The organism is Kitasatospora sp. NPDC057015 (assembly GCF_042673745.1).
Classification (GTDB): domain Bacteria; phylum Actinomycetota; class Actinomycetes; order Streptomycetales; family Streptomycetaceae; genus Kitasatospora.
Window position 1 is genome coordinate 104,561 of record NZ_JBHUSG010000004.1, and the last position, 16,047, is coordinate 120,607.

The 16,047-nt window shown below is 74.1% G+C and carries 11 protein-coding genes and 1 pseudogene; 4 read left to right on the forward strand and 8 right to left on the reverse strand.

The features are described 5' to 3' along the window. Positions 1-103: 103 nt before the first annotated feature. Positions 104-2,590, forward strand: coding sequence for a DEAD/DEAH box helicase (locus tag ACFTWP_RS05295; protein WP_380262904.1), 2,487 nt, complete (start codon positions 104-106; stop codon positions 2,588-2,590). A 237-nt stretch (positions 2,591-2,827) separates the two neighbouring features. On the opposite strand, the pseudogene ACFTWP_RS05300 reads toward ACFTWP_RS05295, so the two are convergent. From ACFTWP_RS05300 to ssd, 7 genes and pseudogenes are all read right to left on the reverse strand, one after another. Then, positions 2,828-3,271 (reverse strand): annotated as a pseudogene (locus ACFTWP_RS05300) (Rv3654c family TadE-like protein); the annotation flags it as partial. Next, the gene (locus ACFTWP_RS05305) at positions 3,259-3,618 is read right to left on the reverse strand and encodes a TadE family type IV pilus minor pilin (RefSeq protein ID WP_380262906.1); all 360 of its coding nucleotides are present in this window, start codon (positions 3,616-3,618) and stop codon (positions 3,259-3,261) included. The gene ACFTWP_RS05305 and the pseudogene ACFTWP_RS05300, both read right to left, overlap by 13 nt. A 67-nt stretch (positions 3,619-3,685) precedes the next feature. Continuing rightward, a complete protein-coding gene (locus ACFTWP_RS05310) occupies positions 3,686-3,988 on the reverse strand; it encodes a DUF4244 domain-containing protein (protein ID WP_380262908.1) in 303 nt (100 codons plus the stop codon). A 49-nt stretch (positions 3,989-4,037) separates the two neighbouring features. Beyond that, positions 4,038-5,093 (reverse strand): type II secretion system F family protein, encoded by a 1,056-nt coding sequence (locus ACFTWP_RS05315; protein ID WP_380262910.1) that lies wholly within the window; start codon positions 5,091-5,093, stop codon positions 4,038-4,040. After that, positions 5,021-6,115: a type II secretion system F family protein gene (locus ACFTWP_RS05320; RefSeq protein WP_380262912.1), complete on the reverse strand. Its 1,095-nt coding sequence runs from the start codon at positions 6,113-6,115 to the stop codon at positions 5,021-5,023. The genes ACFTWP_RS05315 and ACFTWP_RS05320 overlap by 73 nt, the downstream gene beginning before the upstream one ends. Before the next feature lie 111 nt (positions 6,116-6,226). Next, positions 6,227-7,585, reverse strand: a complete 1,359-nt coding sequence (locus ACFTWP_RS05325; RefSeq protein ID WP_380262914.1) for a TadA family conjugal transfer-associated ATPase — start codon at positions 7,583-7,585, stop codon at positions 6,227-6,229. Beyond that, complete coding sequence (ssd, locus tag ACFTWP_RS05330) at positions 7,585-8,700, reverse strand: septum site-determining protein Ssd (protein WP_380262916.1); 1,116 nt, start codon at positions 8,698-8,700, stop codon at positions 7,585-7,587. The genes ACFTWP_RS05325 and ssd overlap by 1 nt, the downstream gene beginning before the upstream one ends. A gap of 1,043 nt (positions 8,701-9,743) precedes the next feature. On the opposite strand from ssd, the gene ACFTWP_RS05335 reads away from it, so the two are divergent. Next, complete coding sequence (locus tag ACFTWP_RS05335; RefSeq protein ID WP_380263085.1) at positions 9,744-10,589, forward strand: HAD family hydrolase; 846 nt, start codon at positions 9,744-9,746, stop codon at positions 10,587-10,589. Positions 10,590-11,101: 512 nt separating this feature from the next. On the opposite strand, the gene ACFTWP_RS05340 is transcribed toward ACFTWP_RS05335, so the two are convergent. Then, complete coding sequence (locus tag ACFTWP_RS05340) at positions 11,102-12,037, reverse strand: oxidoreductase (RefSeq protein WP_380263086.1); 936 nt, start codon at positions 12,035-12,037, stop codon at positions 11,102-11,104. Between the two features lie 147 nt (positions 12,038-12,184). Here ACFTWP_RS05340 and ACFTWP_RS05345 point away from each other — a divergent pair, with 147 nt between their 5' ends. Both ACFTWP_RS05345 and ACFTWP_RS05350 read left to right on the forward strand, forming a co-directional pair. Beyond that, positions 12,185-13,174, forward strand: coding sequence for an ATP-binding protein (locus tag ACFTWP_RS05345; protein WP_380262918.1), 990 nt, complete (start codon positions 12,185-12,187; stop codon positions 13,172-13,174). 391 nt (positions 13,175-13,565) lie between these two features. Further along, entirely contained in the window at positions 13,566-15,869 is a 2,304-nt protein-coding gene (locus tag ACFTWP_RS05350; RefSeq protein WP_380262920.1) for a SulP family inorganic anion transporter, read from the forward strand. The last annotated feature ends 178 nt before the right edge of the window (positions 15,870-16,047 follow it).

The following is a 16,047-nucleotide window of genomic DNA, read 5'->3' on the forward strand; positions in this document are numbered from 1 at the left end:
CCTCGGCCATGTGGCCGTCACGGCCTCATTCAACCACCTGTGACCATGACCGCACGATGCCTTACGACGATTCTCCGTCACGCCGGTGACACACTGGGTCCCCATGCTGCCCCGTCACCGCCCGCCCGAGGCACTGCTCGCGACTCTCTCCGCCGTCCGGGGACGTGCGGAGCGACTCACCCATACGGAGCATCTGCCCGCCCGCGAGGCCCGCCATGCGCCGTGGCCCGACAGTGTCCGGCCCGAGATCGTGGCGGCCGCGCTGGCCCTGGGGGTGGTGGAGCCGTGGGCCCATCAGGCGGAAGCGATGAATCTGGCCAAATCCGGTCAAACTGTGGTCCTCGCCACAGGCACCGCCTCGGGCAAGTCGCTCGGCTATCTGGCCCCGGTGCTCAGCGACCTGCTGGCCGGCACCGAGGCGCCGAACGGGCGGGGCGCGACCGCCCTCTACCTGGCGCCCACCAAGGCCCTGGCGGCCGACCAGCGCCGCCGGGCCGCCGAACTCGCCCCCGCGCGAGTGCGGGCCGCCCTCTACGACGGCGACACTCCGCCCGAGGAGCGCGAGTGGGTCCGCCAGTACGCCTCGTACGTACTGACCAACCCGGACATGCTGCACCGGGGCATCCTGCCCGCCCACCCCCGCTGGGCGTCGTTCCTGAAGACGCTGAAGTACGTCGTCGTGGACGAGTGCCACACGTATCGCGGGGTCTTCGGTTCGCACGTCGCCCAGGTCCTCCGACGGCTGCGCCGACTGTGTGCCCGGTACGGCTCCTCGCCCACCTTCCTCCTCGCCTCCGCCACCACCGCCGATCCGGCCGCCACCGCCCGGCGGCTGACCGGCCTGTCCGCCGTGGCGGTCACCGAGGACTGCTCCCCGCGCGGACCGCTGGTGTTCGGACTCTGGGAGCCGCCGCTGACCGAGAACGTCGGTGAGCACGGGGCCCCCGTCCGCCGGACGGCGACGGCCGAGGCCGCGCACCTCCTCACCGACCTGGTCGAGGCGGACACCAGGACGGTCGTCTTCGTCCGCTCGCGGCGGGCCGCGGAGCTGGTCGCGCTCCAAACCCAGGACCAGCTCGGCCGACCGCTGGCCGACCGGGTCGCGGCCTATCGCGGCGGCTACCTCGCGGAGGAGCGCCGGGCACTGGAGCGCGATCTGCACTCCGGACGACTGCTCGGCCTCGCCTCCACCTCCGCCCTCGAACTCGGTGTCGACGTCTCCGGGCTCGACGCCGTCCTGATGGCGGGCTATCCCGGCACCCGGGCCTCGCTGTGGCAGCAGGCCGGCCGGGCCGGCCGGGAGGCGCAGGGCGCTCTGGCCGTTCTGATCGCCCGCGACGACCCGCTGGACACGTACCTGGTGCACCACCCCGAAGCACTGTTCGACACCCCGGTCGAGGCCACCGTGCTCGACCCCGACAACCCCCACGTCCTCGCGCCGCACCTGTGCGCCGCGGCCGCCGAACTCCCGCTGACCGAGAGCGACCTGGAGCTGTTCGGCCCCTCCACGGCGTCGCTGCTGCCGATACTCGAACAACGCGGTCTGCTGCGCCGCCGCGGTGACGGCACCTGGTACTGGACGCGGCGCGAGCGCGCGGCGGACTCCGTGGACCTGCGCGGCAGCGGCGGCAACCCGGTGCAGATCGTCGAGGCCGAGACCGGGCGACTGCTCGGCACCGTCGACGCCTCCGCCGCGCACACCACGGTCCACACCGGTGCCATCCACCTGCACCAGGGGCGGACCTACCGGGTACGCGAGCTGGACCTGGACAGCTCCGTCGCCCTGGTCGAGCGCGCCGACCCGCCCTACACGACCGCCGCCCGCGACATCACCTCGATCTCGGTGCTCGCCACCGACACGTCGGTCGACTGGGGCGAGGCCCGGCTCAGTTTCGGGTCCGTGGAGGTGGTCAACCAGGTGGTCGGCTACCTGCGCAAGAGGATCTCCACCGGCGAGATCCTCGGCGAGAGCAAGCTGGACCTGCCGCCGAGGACGCTGCGCACCAGGGCGGTCTGGTGGACCGTCACCGAGGACCAGCTGCTGGATGCGAACATCCCGTTCGACCAGCTCCCCGGCGCTGCGCACGCCGCCGAGCACGCCTCGATCGGGCTGCTGCCGCTGTTCGCCACCTGTGACCGGTGGGACATCGGCGGGGTGTCGGTGCCGCTGCATCCGGACACCGGCCTGCCCACCGTGTTCGTCTACGACGGTCACGCCGGCGGCGCGGGTTTCGCCGAACGCGGTTTCCAGCGGGCCGCCCGCTGGCTGGCGGCGACCCGGGACGCCATCGCCGCCTGCGAGTGCGACCGGGGCTGCCCCTCCTGCGTGCAGTCGCCGAAGTGCGGAAACGGCAACGACCCGTTGGACAAGGCGGCGGCCGTACGGCTGCTGAACGTCCTGTTGGCGGGCGCCCCCGACGCGGTGAGCTCCGGCGCTGCGGAGCCCGGAGTCTCTGAGCCCGGGAGTGCGGAGTCCAAGACTGCAGGACCGGAGGCTGCGGGGTCCGAGGCTGTGAGACCCGATGGTGGTGAGGGCGGCAGCGGCGACGAGGGTGCGCTCCGCTCTCCCGGTGGCCGCGAAGCACCCTGATGCGGAGCCCCCTGAGTCCGGGCCGGCGGGTGCGAAGCACTCCGGCAGGTGGTGGCCGACCGCCGCACCGGCCCCGTCCGGGAGATCGGCTGAGAGGTCGGCTGGGAGATCCGCCGGGAGATCGGCCGGGAGGTCGGCTGGGAGATCCGCCGGGAGATCGGCCGGGAGATCGGCGCCGGCCGGGGAGCCGGTCTCGGCCGCCACCGGGTCGGCCGCGGCCCGCACCGGGCCCGCCCGTGACCGGGCCCGGGCCGGGCCGAGCGGGAACGGCAGGCCGTCGATGGGCACTTCAACGACCACCTCGACCGCGTCCAGGGCAACGTCCACCGAGCAGCTCACCAGGATGGCGCGGTGAGCACCGGCGATCCCCCGGGCCCGGCCGCAGCCGCCGTCCGGATCGAGCAGCAGGCGATCGGCCGCCGCCAGGGCGGCGAGGTCGGCGGCGGATTCGGCCCGGTGCCGGCCGGCGATCACCGACCCAAGGGCCAGGGTCCCGGCGAAGACCGTGCATCCGAGCATCGCCAGGGCGACCAGCCAGACCGTCGCCGAACCCGCATCCGCCGACCGGCCGCCGGCCCGCCGGAGCCGACCGCCCTGGGCCGAGCCCCGGCCAGGGCCAGGGCGAGCGTCGTCCGCGTGCGTACGCCCGCCCTCAGCGGGGGGCCTGGTCACGACGGCCACGTCGACGCACCCCCGGCCGCTCCGGTGAGTACGTCCTCCCGGCCCGCCACCGCCGTCGCTCCCAGCCGGACAGAGAGCACCTCGACCAGCCTGCCGGGGCCCGGGCAGGGGGCTTCCACGGTGACGCGCACGGACTCGCCCTCCACCGCGATGCGCACCGTCGCGCCGGGTGGGGCGGCGGAGCGCGCGAGGGCGTCGGCATCCGTGTCGCCGCGGGCGGCGGCGCGGGCACCCGCCCGGGCCGCGTCCACGCAGCGGATCTGCGCGGCGGCCGCGACCACACCCCAGACGAGCATCGCGGCGAGCAGGACGAGGGCCGGCAGCGCCACCGCCGTCTCCGCCGTCACGAAGCCCGCGTCCGGGGCAGCGCGGCGCCGCGTACGGTCGGGCTCCGCCCGGTGCGGCCCCGCCCCGTCAGACCGCACCGAGGGCCCGGTTGAGGATGTCGGTCAGCGCACCACTCACGACTCCGCTGGTGACGACCTTGTAGAGGATCGCCGCGAAGGCGCAGGCGGCCACCGTGCCCACCGCGTACTCCGCCGTGGTCATCCCGCTGTCCCGCCGGCCGTTCGGCATCCTCCGGACCCGGAAGGCTGCCCAGTGGCCGCGTCGCCGCGTCAACGCCAGCAAAGTGCGGTGCGGAAGCCCGACGGTTGCCCGCGAGACGATGATTGCCGCCATGAGAGATCTCCTCGATAGTAGGAACGCGGTGGACATTCAGGAATCACACGCAAAAGGCCTGCCGGAAATGCACGGTGACGGCTGATCACATCTGTCCGGCGAAGATCGAAGTCAGCCCCAGCACCACCGGGACGACACCGATCAGCACGAAGGCCGGGAGGAAACAGACGCCGAGCGGCGCTGTGGCGAGCACCCCGGCGCGCCGCACCCTGGCGTGCGCCTCCCGTGCCGCGCAGGTCCGTTGGGAGTGCGCGAGAGCCGTGAGCGGACCGGCCGGCGGAGCTCCGCTGATGCTCGTCCTGACCAGGCAGCGCCCGAGCGGGGCCAGCACCGGGCATTCCCGGCCGAGCCGGCGCCAGCTGAGCTCCGGCGGCGCGCCGAGGGCGAGCTCGGCGGAGATCGCCGCAAGGCGCCGCCCCATCGGCGCCCCGACACTGCGCCCGACGGCTGCCACGGCAAGGGAGGGAGACGGACTGGACGCCAGGCAGGCGGCCAGCAGTTCTGCCGTCAGGGGGAGTTGCCGGGCAAGGGCTTCCTGCTCCGCCGCCGCACGGCGCTGATCGGGCGATCGGGGCCGTGGCAGCCGGCGGTGCAGCACAACGGCCAGAACCGCGCCTGCCACGGCACCCCCGAGGCCCCCGAACAAGCCGGCCGCAGCGATCCCCGCCGCCACCACGGCCAGGGTGCGGCCGGCCGACGCAGCCCTCCCGGCCCCGGCCCCAGATCCCGCGTCCGTCGCCTCGGTGGTGCCGGACGCGGGGCTGGACACGGGTCCGGACGCGGGGTCGAAACCTCGCGACGTACTCCCGGCGCGATCGGCAATCCGCCTCCTCCCGGAGCGCCGCCCGACGCTCCCCCTGGCCGCGCCACCGGTACGGCCCCGACGAGGACCACCCGCCGGCGAACCGTGCTCCAGGAGCGCTCCGCCGCCTGGCGGCTCGGGCCAGACGAGGGTTCGCCGCCGGATGCCCCGGCGGCGCGCCAGGTACTTCAGGGCGGCCCCGCCCGCAGCGCCCCAGGCCGACAGGAGCAGCCCCAGGAGCAGCCAGCCGTCCGCCGCCGCGCCGCTCACCGGAGCACCAGCCGCTTCGACACGGGGCCGGTGCGCCGGGTGGCCACGCTCCGCCGGGAGATCCCGCACTCCGCCCCTCCCCAGCCCGGCTCCGCTCCCCCGGCCCCTGCCGAGCCGTGTCCAGGGCTGTCCGCACCTCCGCGGGCGGACCGCACGATCCGTGCCGTCCAGGCCAACCCGGCCGCCTCCAGCGTCGTACCGACCGCCAGGCAGACCAGGCCTGCGGGCGTGTGGAGCAGGACGTCCAGCGGGTGGGCCCCCAACGTGGCGCCGAGCAGCAGCCCCACCGGCGGAAGCACGGCCAGGACCGCGACCGTGGCGCGCGGCGCGGCCAGTTCGCCCTCGATCTCCTCGGTCAGTGCCCGCTCGGCGCGCAGTGCCTCCGTGACCTGCTCCAACCCGTTCGCGAGCCCCGCGCCACTGCCCGAGGTGACCTCCCAGCAGGCCGCGACCGAGGCCGCGCCCCTGCCGCCGGGCAGTTCGGCGAGCAGCTCGAACGCGGCGGGGACGTCGCCGCCGTACCGCCCGGCCGCCAGCCTTGCCACCGGCTCCGGACCGAGCCCGTCCAACGCCTCCTGGTCGGCGGCGATCCTTGAGGTCACGGTGTGCAGGGCCTGTTCAGGCGTGGCCCCGCTGCGCACCTCGGCGGTGAGCGCCGTGCAGAGTTCGAGGACTGCGGCGGACCGACGCCGGGCTTCCCTCTCCCGCCCGCGCCGCCGCCGCCATCGGCGCAACGGCACCACGGCTGCCGCAGCGGCGAGCATCGGCAGGGGCGAGTCGGCTGCCTGCCAGGCGGCCGATCCGACCGGCAGGAGCAGGAGTTCGGGCACCAGCCAGACCGGTGGAGCGGCGGTGATCCCGGCGAGGCGGCCGCGCAGTCGGGTGCGCACCCGCGGCCACACCCGTGACGGGGTCGGCCCCCTCACACCGGCCCGCTCGCCGGTGCCGAGTACGGCGCCCTCGGCACCGATCACCGGCAGCAGGCGCAGGTGGCGGGCCCCGGCGGCCCGCCTTTGCAGGGCCTGCCGGGCGCCGGCCGCCGCTGCGCAGAGCGCCGCCGCCCAGTACACGTCCACCTGACCGACACTCATCCTCGTCTCCTTCTGACGGACTTCGCCGGACTCCCGGCCCGAGCAGTGCCCCACCTGCGAACAGCAGGCCGCAGAGCCCCAGTACGAACAGCAGTTCAGCCACGCGCGCGATCATCCCGGCCGCCCGGGGAGCTGCACCCCGCGCGCGGCGCACAGCTGGGAGAGCCGGTCCCAGCCTGTTCCGAACGACGTGGCGCCCCCGGCCGTGAACCTCACCGCCGCAGTGGTGACGGCGAGCCCCTGGCGGTCGCCGGACAACGTGTGGATCTCCGCGATCCGGCGCCGGCCGGTGCCCTGGTCCCGGACGAGGTGCACGACCACGTCCAGGGCCGCCCGCAACTGGCTGTGCAGGGACAGCCGGTCCAAACCGGCGAGCGAACCGAGGGCCTCCAGCCGGGCGGGCACGTCGGCGGCGGTGTTGGCGTGCACCGTCCCGCAGCCGCCTTCGTGGCCGGTGTTCAGGGCCGCGAGCAGGTCGGACACCTCGGCGCCGCGCACCTCGCCGATCACCAGCCGATCCGGGCGCATCCGCAGGGCCTGCCGGACGAGGTCCCGCAGGGTCAGTTCGCCCAGGCCCTCCTGATTCGGGGGCCGGCTCTGGAGCCGGACCACGTGCGGATGCGCGGGCTGCAGCTCGGCGGAGTCCTCTGCGATGACGATCCGCTCACCCGGGCCGACCAGGCCGAGGACGGCCGCGAGCAGGGTGGTCTTCCCGGTGCCGGTGCCCCCGCTGATCATCATCGACAGCCTGGCCCGCAGGACGGCGCCGAGAAGTTCCGCCCCGGTGGGGGACAGCGAACCGGCGTGGACCAGCTCGTCGAGGGTGAAGGGGCGGGGCCGGCAGACCCGGAGCGAGATGTGGGTGCACCCGGCGGCGATCGGCGGCAGCACCGCGTGCAGCCGGGTGCCGTCTGGGAGCCGGGCGTCGACCCACGGCCGGGCGTCGTCCAGCCGGCGGCCGGCCGCTGTCGCGAGGCGGTGCGCCAGGTGCCGTACGGCCTCGGCGTCGGGAAAACGGACGCCCACCGCCCGCTGCAGCCCGCCACCCCGGTCGACCCAGACCTCGTCCGGCCCGTTGACCAGGACGTCGGTGACGTCGGGAGCCGACAGCAGCTGGTCGAGCGGGCCCGCGCCGACGAGTTCGGCCCGCAGGGTCCGTACGGCGTCGAGCACGTCGTCCCCGCCCAGCGGCGGCCGGGAGGCCCGGAGCGCCGCGGCCATCGAGCCTGCGGTCGGTGCCTGGCCCGACTCGGCCAGCCGCAGCCGCACGGCATCGACCAGTGCCGCCGCCCGGTCCGCCGCAGGGCGGCCGTCGCCCGTCGTCGGGGCCGGCGCCCGCCCGGGTACGAGGGCTCGTCGTCCGGGCGGGACGCCCCGGGTGGTACCGCTCGGGCCGCTGCGGCTGCCGGGCGGCTCGCCGCCTCCGGCGCCGGGTGAGCCGATGCCCCGGGATCTGCGCAGCGGGCTCATCAGCACACACCCCCGCCGACGGCCGGCACCGGCGGCATCACTTCGTCGAGGAACGTCCCGCAGAAGCGCGCCAGCGGACCCCGCTCCCGGATGCCCGGCGGCACGCCCCGCTCCACGTCGACCATCAGGCCGGGCTCCCGCGGCAGTTCACCGGCGAGCCGCATCCGCAGCCCGCGGGCGATCTCGACCCCGGCCAGCCCCGACGGCCCGGGTGTGCGGACGACGGCCCGGATGTCCGTGAGCCGCATCCGCGCCGCCGCCGCGACCCGGCCGGCGGCGGCGGTCGCGCGCACTTCGGCCGGGACGACCAGCAGGGCGAGGTCCGACTGCTCCAGGGCCTGGCCCGCCGCCGGGTCCAGGTGGCGGGGCAGATCGACGACGACCAGACCGCCCTGGCGTCGCGCCGCCGCCAGGACGCTGCTCATGGCCTCCGGCGGTACGGCCGGCGTGTCGCCACGGTCCCAGGAGAGCGTGGTGAGTCGGTGCAGCACCGGCAGTGCCCTGGCCAGTTCGGCGCCGCTCACCCGGCCGCGGGAGCCGGCCAAGTCCGGCCAGCGGAGGCCGGAGGCGCGTTCGCCGCCGAGCAGGATGTCCAGGCCACCGCCCAAGGGATCGGCGTCGACCAGCATCGTGCGGTGGCCTGCTCTGGCCGCGGTGACCGCCAGCGCGCAGGCCAGCGTCGAGGCACCTGCCCCGCCCCGGCCGCCGAGCACGGCCACGGTGAGCGCAGGAGGTCCGGCGCCCTCGGCCGCGTCCGCGATCCTGTCCAGCAGCCAGCCTTCGGCGTCGGGCAGGAACAGCACGTGCTCGGCGCCGAGTTGGACGGCGCGGACCCAGATCTCGGAGTCGTCCAGGTCGAGCCCGAGCAGGAGCACCCCCGGGCGGCGTGCGAAACCCGCGCAGCGCTCCGCCTGGTCGTCCCCGACGAGCACCAGGGGCGCCCCCTCCCAGAGCAGACGGGGCGGCGGGGCACCGGAGATCAGCAGCGGGTCGGCGCCGGCCGCCGCGCAGAGCCGCAGCAGGTGTTCGGCGAGGGCCTCGTCCTCGGTGACGATCAGCGGGCCGGCGGGCACCCGCTCCCCGGACTGGTCGTGGTCGGTGATCGGTGTCGACATGATGGTCTCCCCGGGTGGGGCGTCGTACCGGGCCCCGGTACGACGCGCTCGCCTAGCCCTGTCGTTCGGCAGCGATCTTCGTCCTCCGGTTGAAGGACGAATGCCCGCTGCCGATCACCAAGGTGGGGGGAGATCAGGAATCTGTCAGCAAGGATCTGATTCCCTGTGGATAACCCGGGGGTGTGGATTACCGAGTTCACCCACTTGGGTGACTAATGAGAAGGAATTGACGGAACTGGATCACCGGGAACACCGGTGAACAATGGACTGCACGGTCCCGGTGGCTCGGATGACGTATTGTCCGCAGTTTGGCCACTCGGAGTAACTGGACACGGAGAGTGACGATCCGACGCCGTCGACAGAGCCCGCCTACCGGATCCGCACCGGGTGCACACCCCCTGTGCACGTCTCCGGGCGGAGCCTCTTCGCGGCTCGAAAACGGGCCCGGACGTGCGACGACCCCCGCCGGGGGGGAGAGCGGGGGTCGTCTATCCACGGTCCGACTCGGGGGGGAGGAGCCGGACCGGGTTAGCACGGTCGCGAACGATCCGTGACTTCCATGGTGTACCCGAGCGGCCAGAAACACAAACCCGCGCACCTCGGAGTACACCGAATGGCGGGCTGTTTTGCGGCGCCCTCTATCCTCGGTTCCCGTGGACACCACCGAGAACGCCGACGAGTACGCGGACGACACCGCCGGCACCGGCGCGAACTCCGGGACCGGCCCGGGGACGCCCCGGGAGGCCGCCGCCGAACGGGACTCCGGGCCGGGCCGTCAAGCCGGGCCGACCCCCCTCCCGAAGTCCGACCCCGCCCAAGCGGTCCCCCCGGGCGACTCCGACCGGCCCGGCCCCGCCCCGGCCTCCACCGCCCCCGGCGAAGCCGGCTCCGACCCGGCGGTGGACACCGCCGACCTCGGCACCCCAGCCGACGCCGACCCGGACGGCAGAGGTACGGACGGCCGAGGTACGGACGGCACGAACCACAGCGGCACGGACGACAGCGGCGCAGACACCAGAAGCGCGGGCGACACCGGCACGGCCGTGCACCCCGCCCCCGCCCCCGCCACGCCCCGGCCCCGTGGCGCCGGCCCCCGGACGGCGGCCTTCTTCGACCTCGACAAGACGATCATCGCCAAGTCGAGCGCCCTGGCCTTCAGCCGCCCCTTCTACCAGGGCGGCCTGATCAACCGTCGGGCCGTGCTCCGGAGCGCCTACGCCCAGTTCGTCTTCCTGGTCGGCGGCGCGGACCACGACCAGATGGAGAAGATGCGCGAGTACCTCTCCGCGCTCACCCGGGGCTGGAACGTCCAGCAGGTCCGGGAGATCGTGGCGGAGACCCTGCACAACCTGATCGACCCGATCATCTACGACGAGGCCGCGTCCCTGATCGAGCAGCACCATGCCGCCGGGCGCGACGTGGTGATCGTCAGCAGCTCCGGCTCCGAGGTGGTGGAGCCGATCGGCGCACTGCTGGGCGCGGACCACGTCATCGCCACCCGGCTGAAGATCGAGGACGGGCGCTACACCGGCGAGATCGAGTACTACGCGTACGCCGAGAACAAGGCAGCCGCGATCAGGGAGTTGGCCGCGACGGAGGGCTACGACCTGGCGGACTGCTACGCCTACAGCGACTCCTCGACGGACCTCCCGCTGCTCGAAGCCGTCGGCCACCCCTCGGCGGTCAACCCGGACCGCGCGCTGCGCAAGGAGGCCGTCGCGCGGGAGTGGCCGGTGCTGGTCTTCGACCGCCCGGTGGAACTTCGGCGGCGGTTGCCGGAGTTCTCCGCCCCCAGTCGCTCGGTGCTCACGGCGGTGGCGATCGGCACGGCGCTGCTGACCGCCGGGGTGGTCTGGTACGCCGCCAGGCGCAGGCGCCCGGCGGCCTGAGGGCGGGCGTCGCGGCCACGGAGAGCGGGTATCGGAGGCGCGGAATTCGGGGCGTCGCAAAACGGACAAAGGGCAAAGACTTCGCGTTTCGGGTTCCCCTTTGGCCTGAAACGCGATACAAATGAAGCAACGGCCCGCGAGACCCGGTCCGGACCCGAAGAGGTCAAACCGACAACGCAGTTCAGGCCCCACGGACCGCGTACAGATAGCCGAGCACCCACATGCAGCCGACCCGCTGTCGGGCCGCCGCACCAGGCGAACGGGCAGGATCCCCGTCTGATGGGCACTTCCGGTGCATGCTTGGTAACCCGGCACCTGTACCAGCGGCGGCACCCGGCAGGATCAGGTGCCGCCGCATCTCCTTGTCCGCGGCGCCCCGGCCTCGCCCACGGACCTGCTGCCCGGCCGTCCGCCTGACACTCCGCCGCCGGTAGCACCCGCCACGCGCACGCCCCCTACGCACGCCCCTCGGCGGTGTGGCCGGGGCGCACCTGCACCCCGGCCCGCCCGAGTCAGACCATCCCGCGCTGCATCGCCTCGCAGACGGCGGTGCTCTCGCGCACTCCGAGCCGCAGCGCCTGCCCGCAGTGGTCGATCCAGGCGGCCATGCCGTCCGCCGTCCCCGTCAAGTAGCCCCCCAGGGCCCGCCGGTACGCCTCACTGCCGAGTTCGGCCAGCCCGACCTCGGCCGGGCAGATCGCCTTCGGGTCCAACCCCTCCGCGATCAGGACGATGCGCTGCGCGGCCCGGGCGACCACGCCGTTGTGCGAGCCGAACGGCCGCAGCGCCAGCAGCTCACCGTGCACCACCGCGGCGACCACGAGCGCCGGCGCCTTGGCGCCCGCGCCCTCAGCCCGCGCGACCAGCAGCGTGGACAGCTGGTCGAGCCGGGCGGTCGCCTCCTCGGCCCCCGGCGCGGGCGGCAGGTCGGCGATCGGACCGGCTGCGCCCGCCATGCCCTCCGCGGGCTTCACCTCCAGCGGGAACAGGGCCTCGGCGCCCTCCCCGGCCCGCCTGGGCCGGCCGGCCGCCTCGGCGCCGTCTCCGGCCGCGAGCAGGTGCAGCCGCGCCAGCACCTGCAGCGGCGAGTGCCGCCACACGCTCAGCAACTGCCCGGCCTCGGCCGACACCCGCAGGGCCGCGCCGACCGTCCGGGCGTCGGCGTCCGCCCCGAAGTCGGTGCGCCTGCGGACCTCCTCCAGCGGCCAGTCCGCACCGTCCAGCGCGGCCGAGGCCCGCGCGCCGCGCAGGGCGGCCTCGGAGGTGACCTCGGAGGCGCGGCGGCGCATCACACGGTGACCGTAGAGCCGGTCCACGGACTTGCGGACCTCGGCGACGGCCTCGGGCACCCCGGGCAGCTCGGCCAGCGGGGCGAGGGGATCTGTTCCAGTGCTCACTACCCGAGAGTAAGGTCCCGGCCGCCACCCCCGACACAGCAACCCCGCCATCACCCGTTCGAGGCAATCCTTCGTTCCCGGCCCTGTCCGGCCCCCGAGCCCGGCTAGCATGGCGCTATCGGTGACGATAACGATTTCCAACACTGGGGATCGGGAAGAGTTTCGAGCGAGAGCCACGAGCGAGAGCCGGAGTCCCAGATGAAGATCGCCTTCGTCGGCAAGGGCGGCAGCGGCAAGACCACGCTGTCCTCACTGTTCATCCGCCACCTGGCCGCCGCAGGCCGCCCGGTCATCGCCGTCGACGCCGACATCAACCAACACCTCGGCCCCGCACTGGGCCTGACCGATGCCCAGTCCGGCGAACTGCCCTCCCTGGGTGCACACCTGCCGCTGATCAAGGAATACCTGCGCGGCGGAAATCCGCTGATCGGATCGGCCGACGAGATGATCAAGACCACGCCCCCCGGTCGTGGTTCCCGCCTGCTGCGGATCGTCGAGGAGAACCCGGTGTACGCGGCCTGCGCCCGGCCGGTCGCCCTCGACGAGGGCTCGGTCCGACTGCTCGCCACCGGCGCCTTCACCGAGGAGGATCTCGGGGTCGCCTGCTACCACTCGAAGGTCGGCGCGGTGGAGCTGCTGCTCAACCACCTGGTCGACGGCCCCGACGAGTACGTGGTCACCGACATGACCGCGGGATCGGACTCCTTCGCCTCCGGGCTCTTCACCCGCTTCGACCTGACCTTCCTGATCGCCGAGCCGACCCGCAAGGGAGTCTCCGTCTACCGTCAGTACAAGGAGTACGCGCGCGACTTCGGGGTCGCGCTGCGCGTGATCGGCAACAAGGTGCAGGGGCAGGACGATCTGGCCTACCTCCAACGCGAGGCCGGGGACGACCTGCTGGCCGCCTTCGGACACTCCGAGTGGGTCCGCCGCCTCGAACAGGGCGCGGAGCCCGCGCTGCGCACCCTGGAGCCGGCCAACCGCGGCGTGCTGGAGCTGCTGAAGGCGGAGGCGGACGCCGCGTACGACGACCGCGACCCGCACCGCTACACCCGGCAGGCCGTGCAGTTCCACCTCCGCAACGCCCGGAGCTGGGGCAACGCCAAGGTCGGCCTCGATCTCGCGACGCAGGTGGACGAGGAGTTCGTGCTCGGCGCCGAGCAGGCCGCGGCGGGCGCTCGCGCCTGACCGGACCACGAGCGGCGGGCGGAACGGTCCGCCCGAACAACCGACGCGGCGGGCCGCCGTCCTCTCCCCCGAGGACGACGGCCCGCCGCGTCACACGCGCGCGACGATTCCCCGCCTGTTCCCGGTCAGTTCGGATACCACCCATAGGGGTGAATCCGACTCCCGATACCGTCATCGTGTTCTACGCTGTGCAAAGCTTTCATTACTCTCGGTTTACCGATTCTTGATGGTTCCGATTCCTGATGGTCCATGGGCCCGCCTGTGCCACCCCCGCACAGCCCCTCGCGCCCACGCCATCCCGCCACACCGTCGCGACCCACGACAGCCGATCCGACTCCCCGAGCACCACCCGGACCTGACTGCGTTCGCTCCCCCGGAAAGACGGGAAGACATGACCCTCGACATCTCCACCGCCCCCATCGCCTCCGACACCACCGACCACGCCCCGCCGGCCGCACGGCCCCGGCTGCGCGGCTCCCGCGACCTGTCGGCCTCGCTGGTGGTCTTCCTGATCGCCCTACCCTTCTCCCTCGGCATCGCCCTGGCCACCGGCGCCCCTCTCCTCTCCGGCCTGATCGGCGCCGCCGCCGGCGGCATCGTCGTCGGCCTGCTGGGCGGCACCTCCCTCCAGGTCAGCGGCCCCTCCGCGGCCCTCACCGTGATCACGGCCGGCCTGATCTCCCAGTACGGCTGGCAGGCCACCTGCGCCATCACCCTCGCCGCCGGTCTGCTCCAACTCCTGCTGGGAGCCCGCGGCCTGGCCCGCACCGCGCTGGCGGTGTCGCCCGCCGTCGTGCACGGCATGCTGGCCGGCGTCGGCCTGGCGATCGCCATCGCCCAACTGCACGTGGTGCTCGGCGGCTCGCCGCAGAGCTCGGCGCTCGCCAACCTGGTGGCGCTGCCGGGCCAGTTGGCCGGACCGCACCTCCCCGCCCTGATGGTCGGCGCCCTCGCCACCGCCATCCTCTGCGGCTGGCCCCGGCTGGGCCTGCTGCCCGGCCGGGCCGGGGAGTTGGGCTCCCGGCTGGCCCGGATCCCGGGCCCCCTGGTCGCCATCGCGGCCGCCACCGCACTGTCCATGGGCCTGAGCCTGCGGCTCGCCCGGGTCGAGCTCCCCGCCTGGGAGCCGCAGAGCCTGCCCCTGCTGCCGCACGGTTCACCGGTCGCCGTGGTCGCCGCCGTGCTGACCGTGACCGCGGTGGCGAGCGTCGAGTCACTGCTCTCCGCCGTCGCGGTCGACCGGATGTCCAACCGCTCCGGCGACCTCGACCGGGAGCTGCGCGGCCAGGGTCTCGCCAACGTCGTCAGCGGCCTGCTCGGCGGGCTGCCGGTGGCCGGCGGCGCGGTCCGCAGCACCGCCAACGTCCGGGCCGGCGCGCGTACCCGCTGGTCCTCCGTCCTGCACGGGGTCTGGGTCCTGCTGGCCGCCGTGGCCCTGACGGGCGGGCTGCGACGGATCCCGCTGGCCGCACTGGCCGCGCTGGTCCTGGTGGTCGGCCTGCAGATGGTGAGCTTCGCCCACATCCGCAAGGTGCACCAGCACCGCGAGTTCCCGGTCTACCTGGCCACGGTGCTCGGCGTCGTCGTGCTCGGGGTGCTTCCCGGGGTGGCGCTGGGCGCCGCGATCGCCGTCCTGCTCGCGCTGCACCGACTGACCCGCGCCCATGTGGACGTCACGGCCGCACCCGACGGATCGTTCTCGGTGCGGACGCACGGGCCGCTGACCTTCGCGGCCGTGCCCCGGCTGAGCCGGGCCCTGGCCGGGATCCCCGGTGCGGCCCGGGTGACCGTCTGCCACGACGGCTCGTTCCTGGACCACGCGGCCTACGAGGCGCTGCACTCCTGGCGGACCGGGCACGAGGCGGGCGGCGGGACGGTCCTGTTGGTGACCGAGCGCCCGACCGACGAACTGCTGGACCCGGACGGCGCGGTGCGCTCGGGCAGTTCGCCCGGCCCGCACCGCTGCCGGGCCTGGACGCCCTGGGTCGGCCACCACTGCATCGAGCAGCAGGAGGACCCGCACGGCCGGCTGCTGGACGGGGTCCGGGTGTTCCAGCAGCACACGGCGCCGCTGGTCCGTCCCGAGCTGGCCCGGCTCGCCCGGGAGGGACAGACGCCCTCGGAGCTCTTCCTCACCTGTGCGGACTCCCGACTGGTCACCAGCATGATCACCAACAGTGGCCCGGGCGACCTCTTCACCGTGCGCAACGTCGGCAACCTCGTCCCCGCGCCCTTCGAGCCCGGCGCGGCCGACGACTCGGTGGCCGCCGCGGTGCAGTACGCCGTGGAGGCGCTGGAGGTCCGGTCCATCACGATCTGCGGGCACTCCGGCTGCGGGGCGATGAAGGCCCTGCTGGACGGCGTGCACGAACGCCCGGGGCCGCCCAGCCCGTTGACCCGCTGGCTGCGCAACGGCCGCGGCTCGCTCGACCGGCTGCGCCGGGCACCGGCCGGGTTCGCGGCCCGCCCCACCGCCGATCTGGTGGAAGAGCTCTGCCTCACCAACGTCGTCCAGCAGTTGGACCAGCTGATGGCCAACCCCGCGGTGGAGCGGCGGGTCGAGGAGGGCACGCTGCGACTGGTCGGGATGTACTTCGACTTCGCGACCGCCCAGGCCTACGTCCTCGACCGCCGGAGCGGACTTTTCTCCCCGGTCACGGAGCGGGACGAGGAGCCCCTGCAGATCGCCGCCTGAGTCCGGCCGGGCCCCTGCACCGCTGGCCAGGGGCCCGGCCGGTCGCCGCGATCCGCCGCCGGGCGGCCGCTTTCACATCAAAGGTCTACACCAATTCCTCGGAGCCTCTTGTCAACAGCCCGGTTCGCCTGGTGAGCTGTGTGCTGGGACACACGGGACAATCCCTACGCACGGGAGT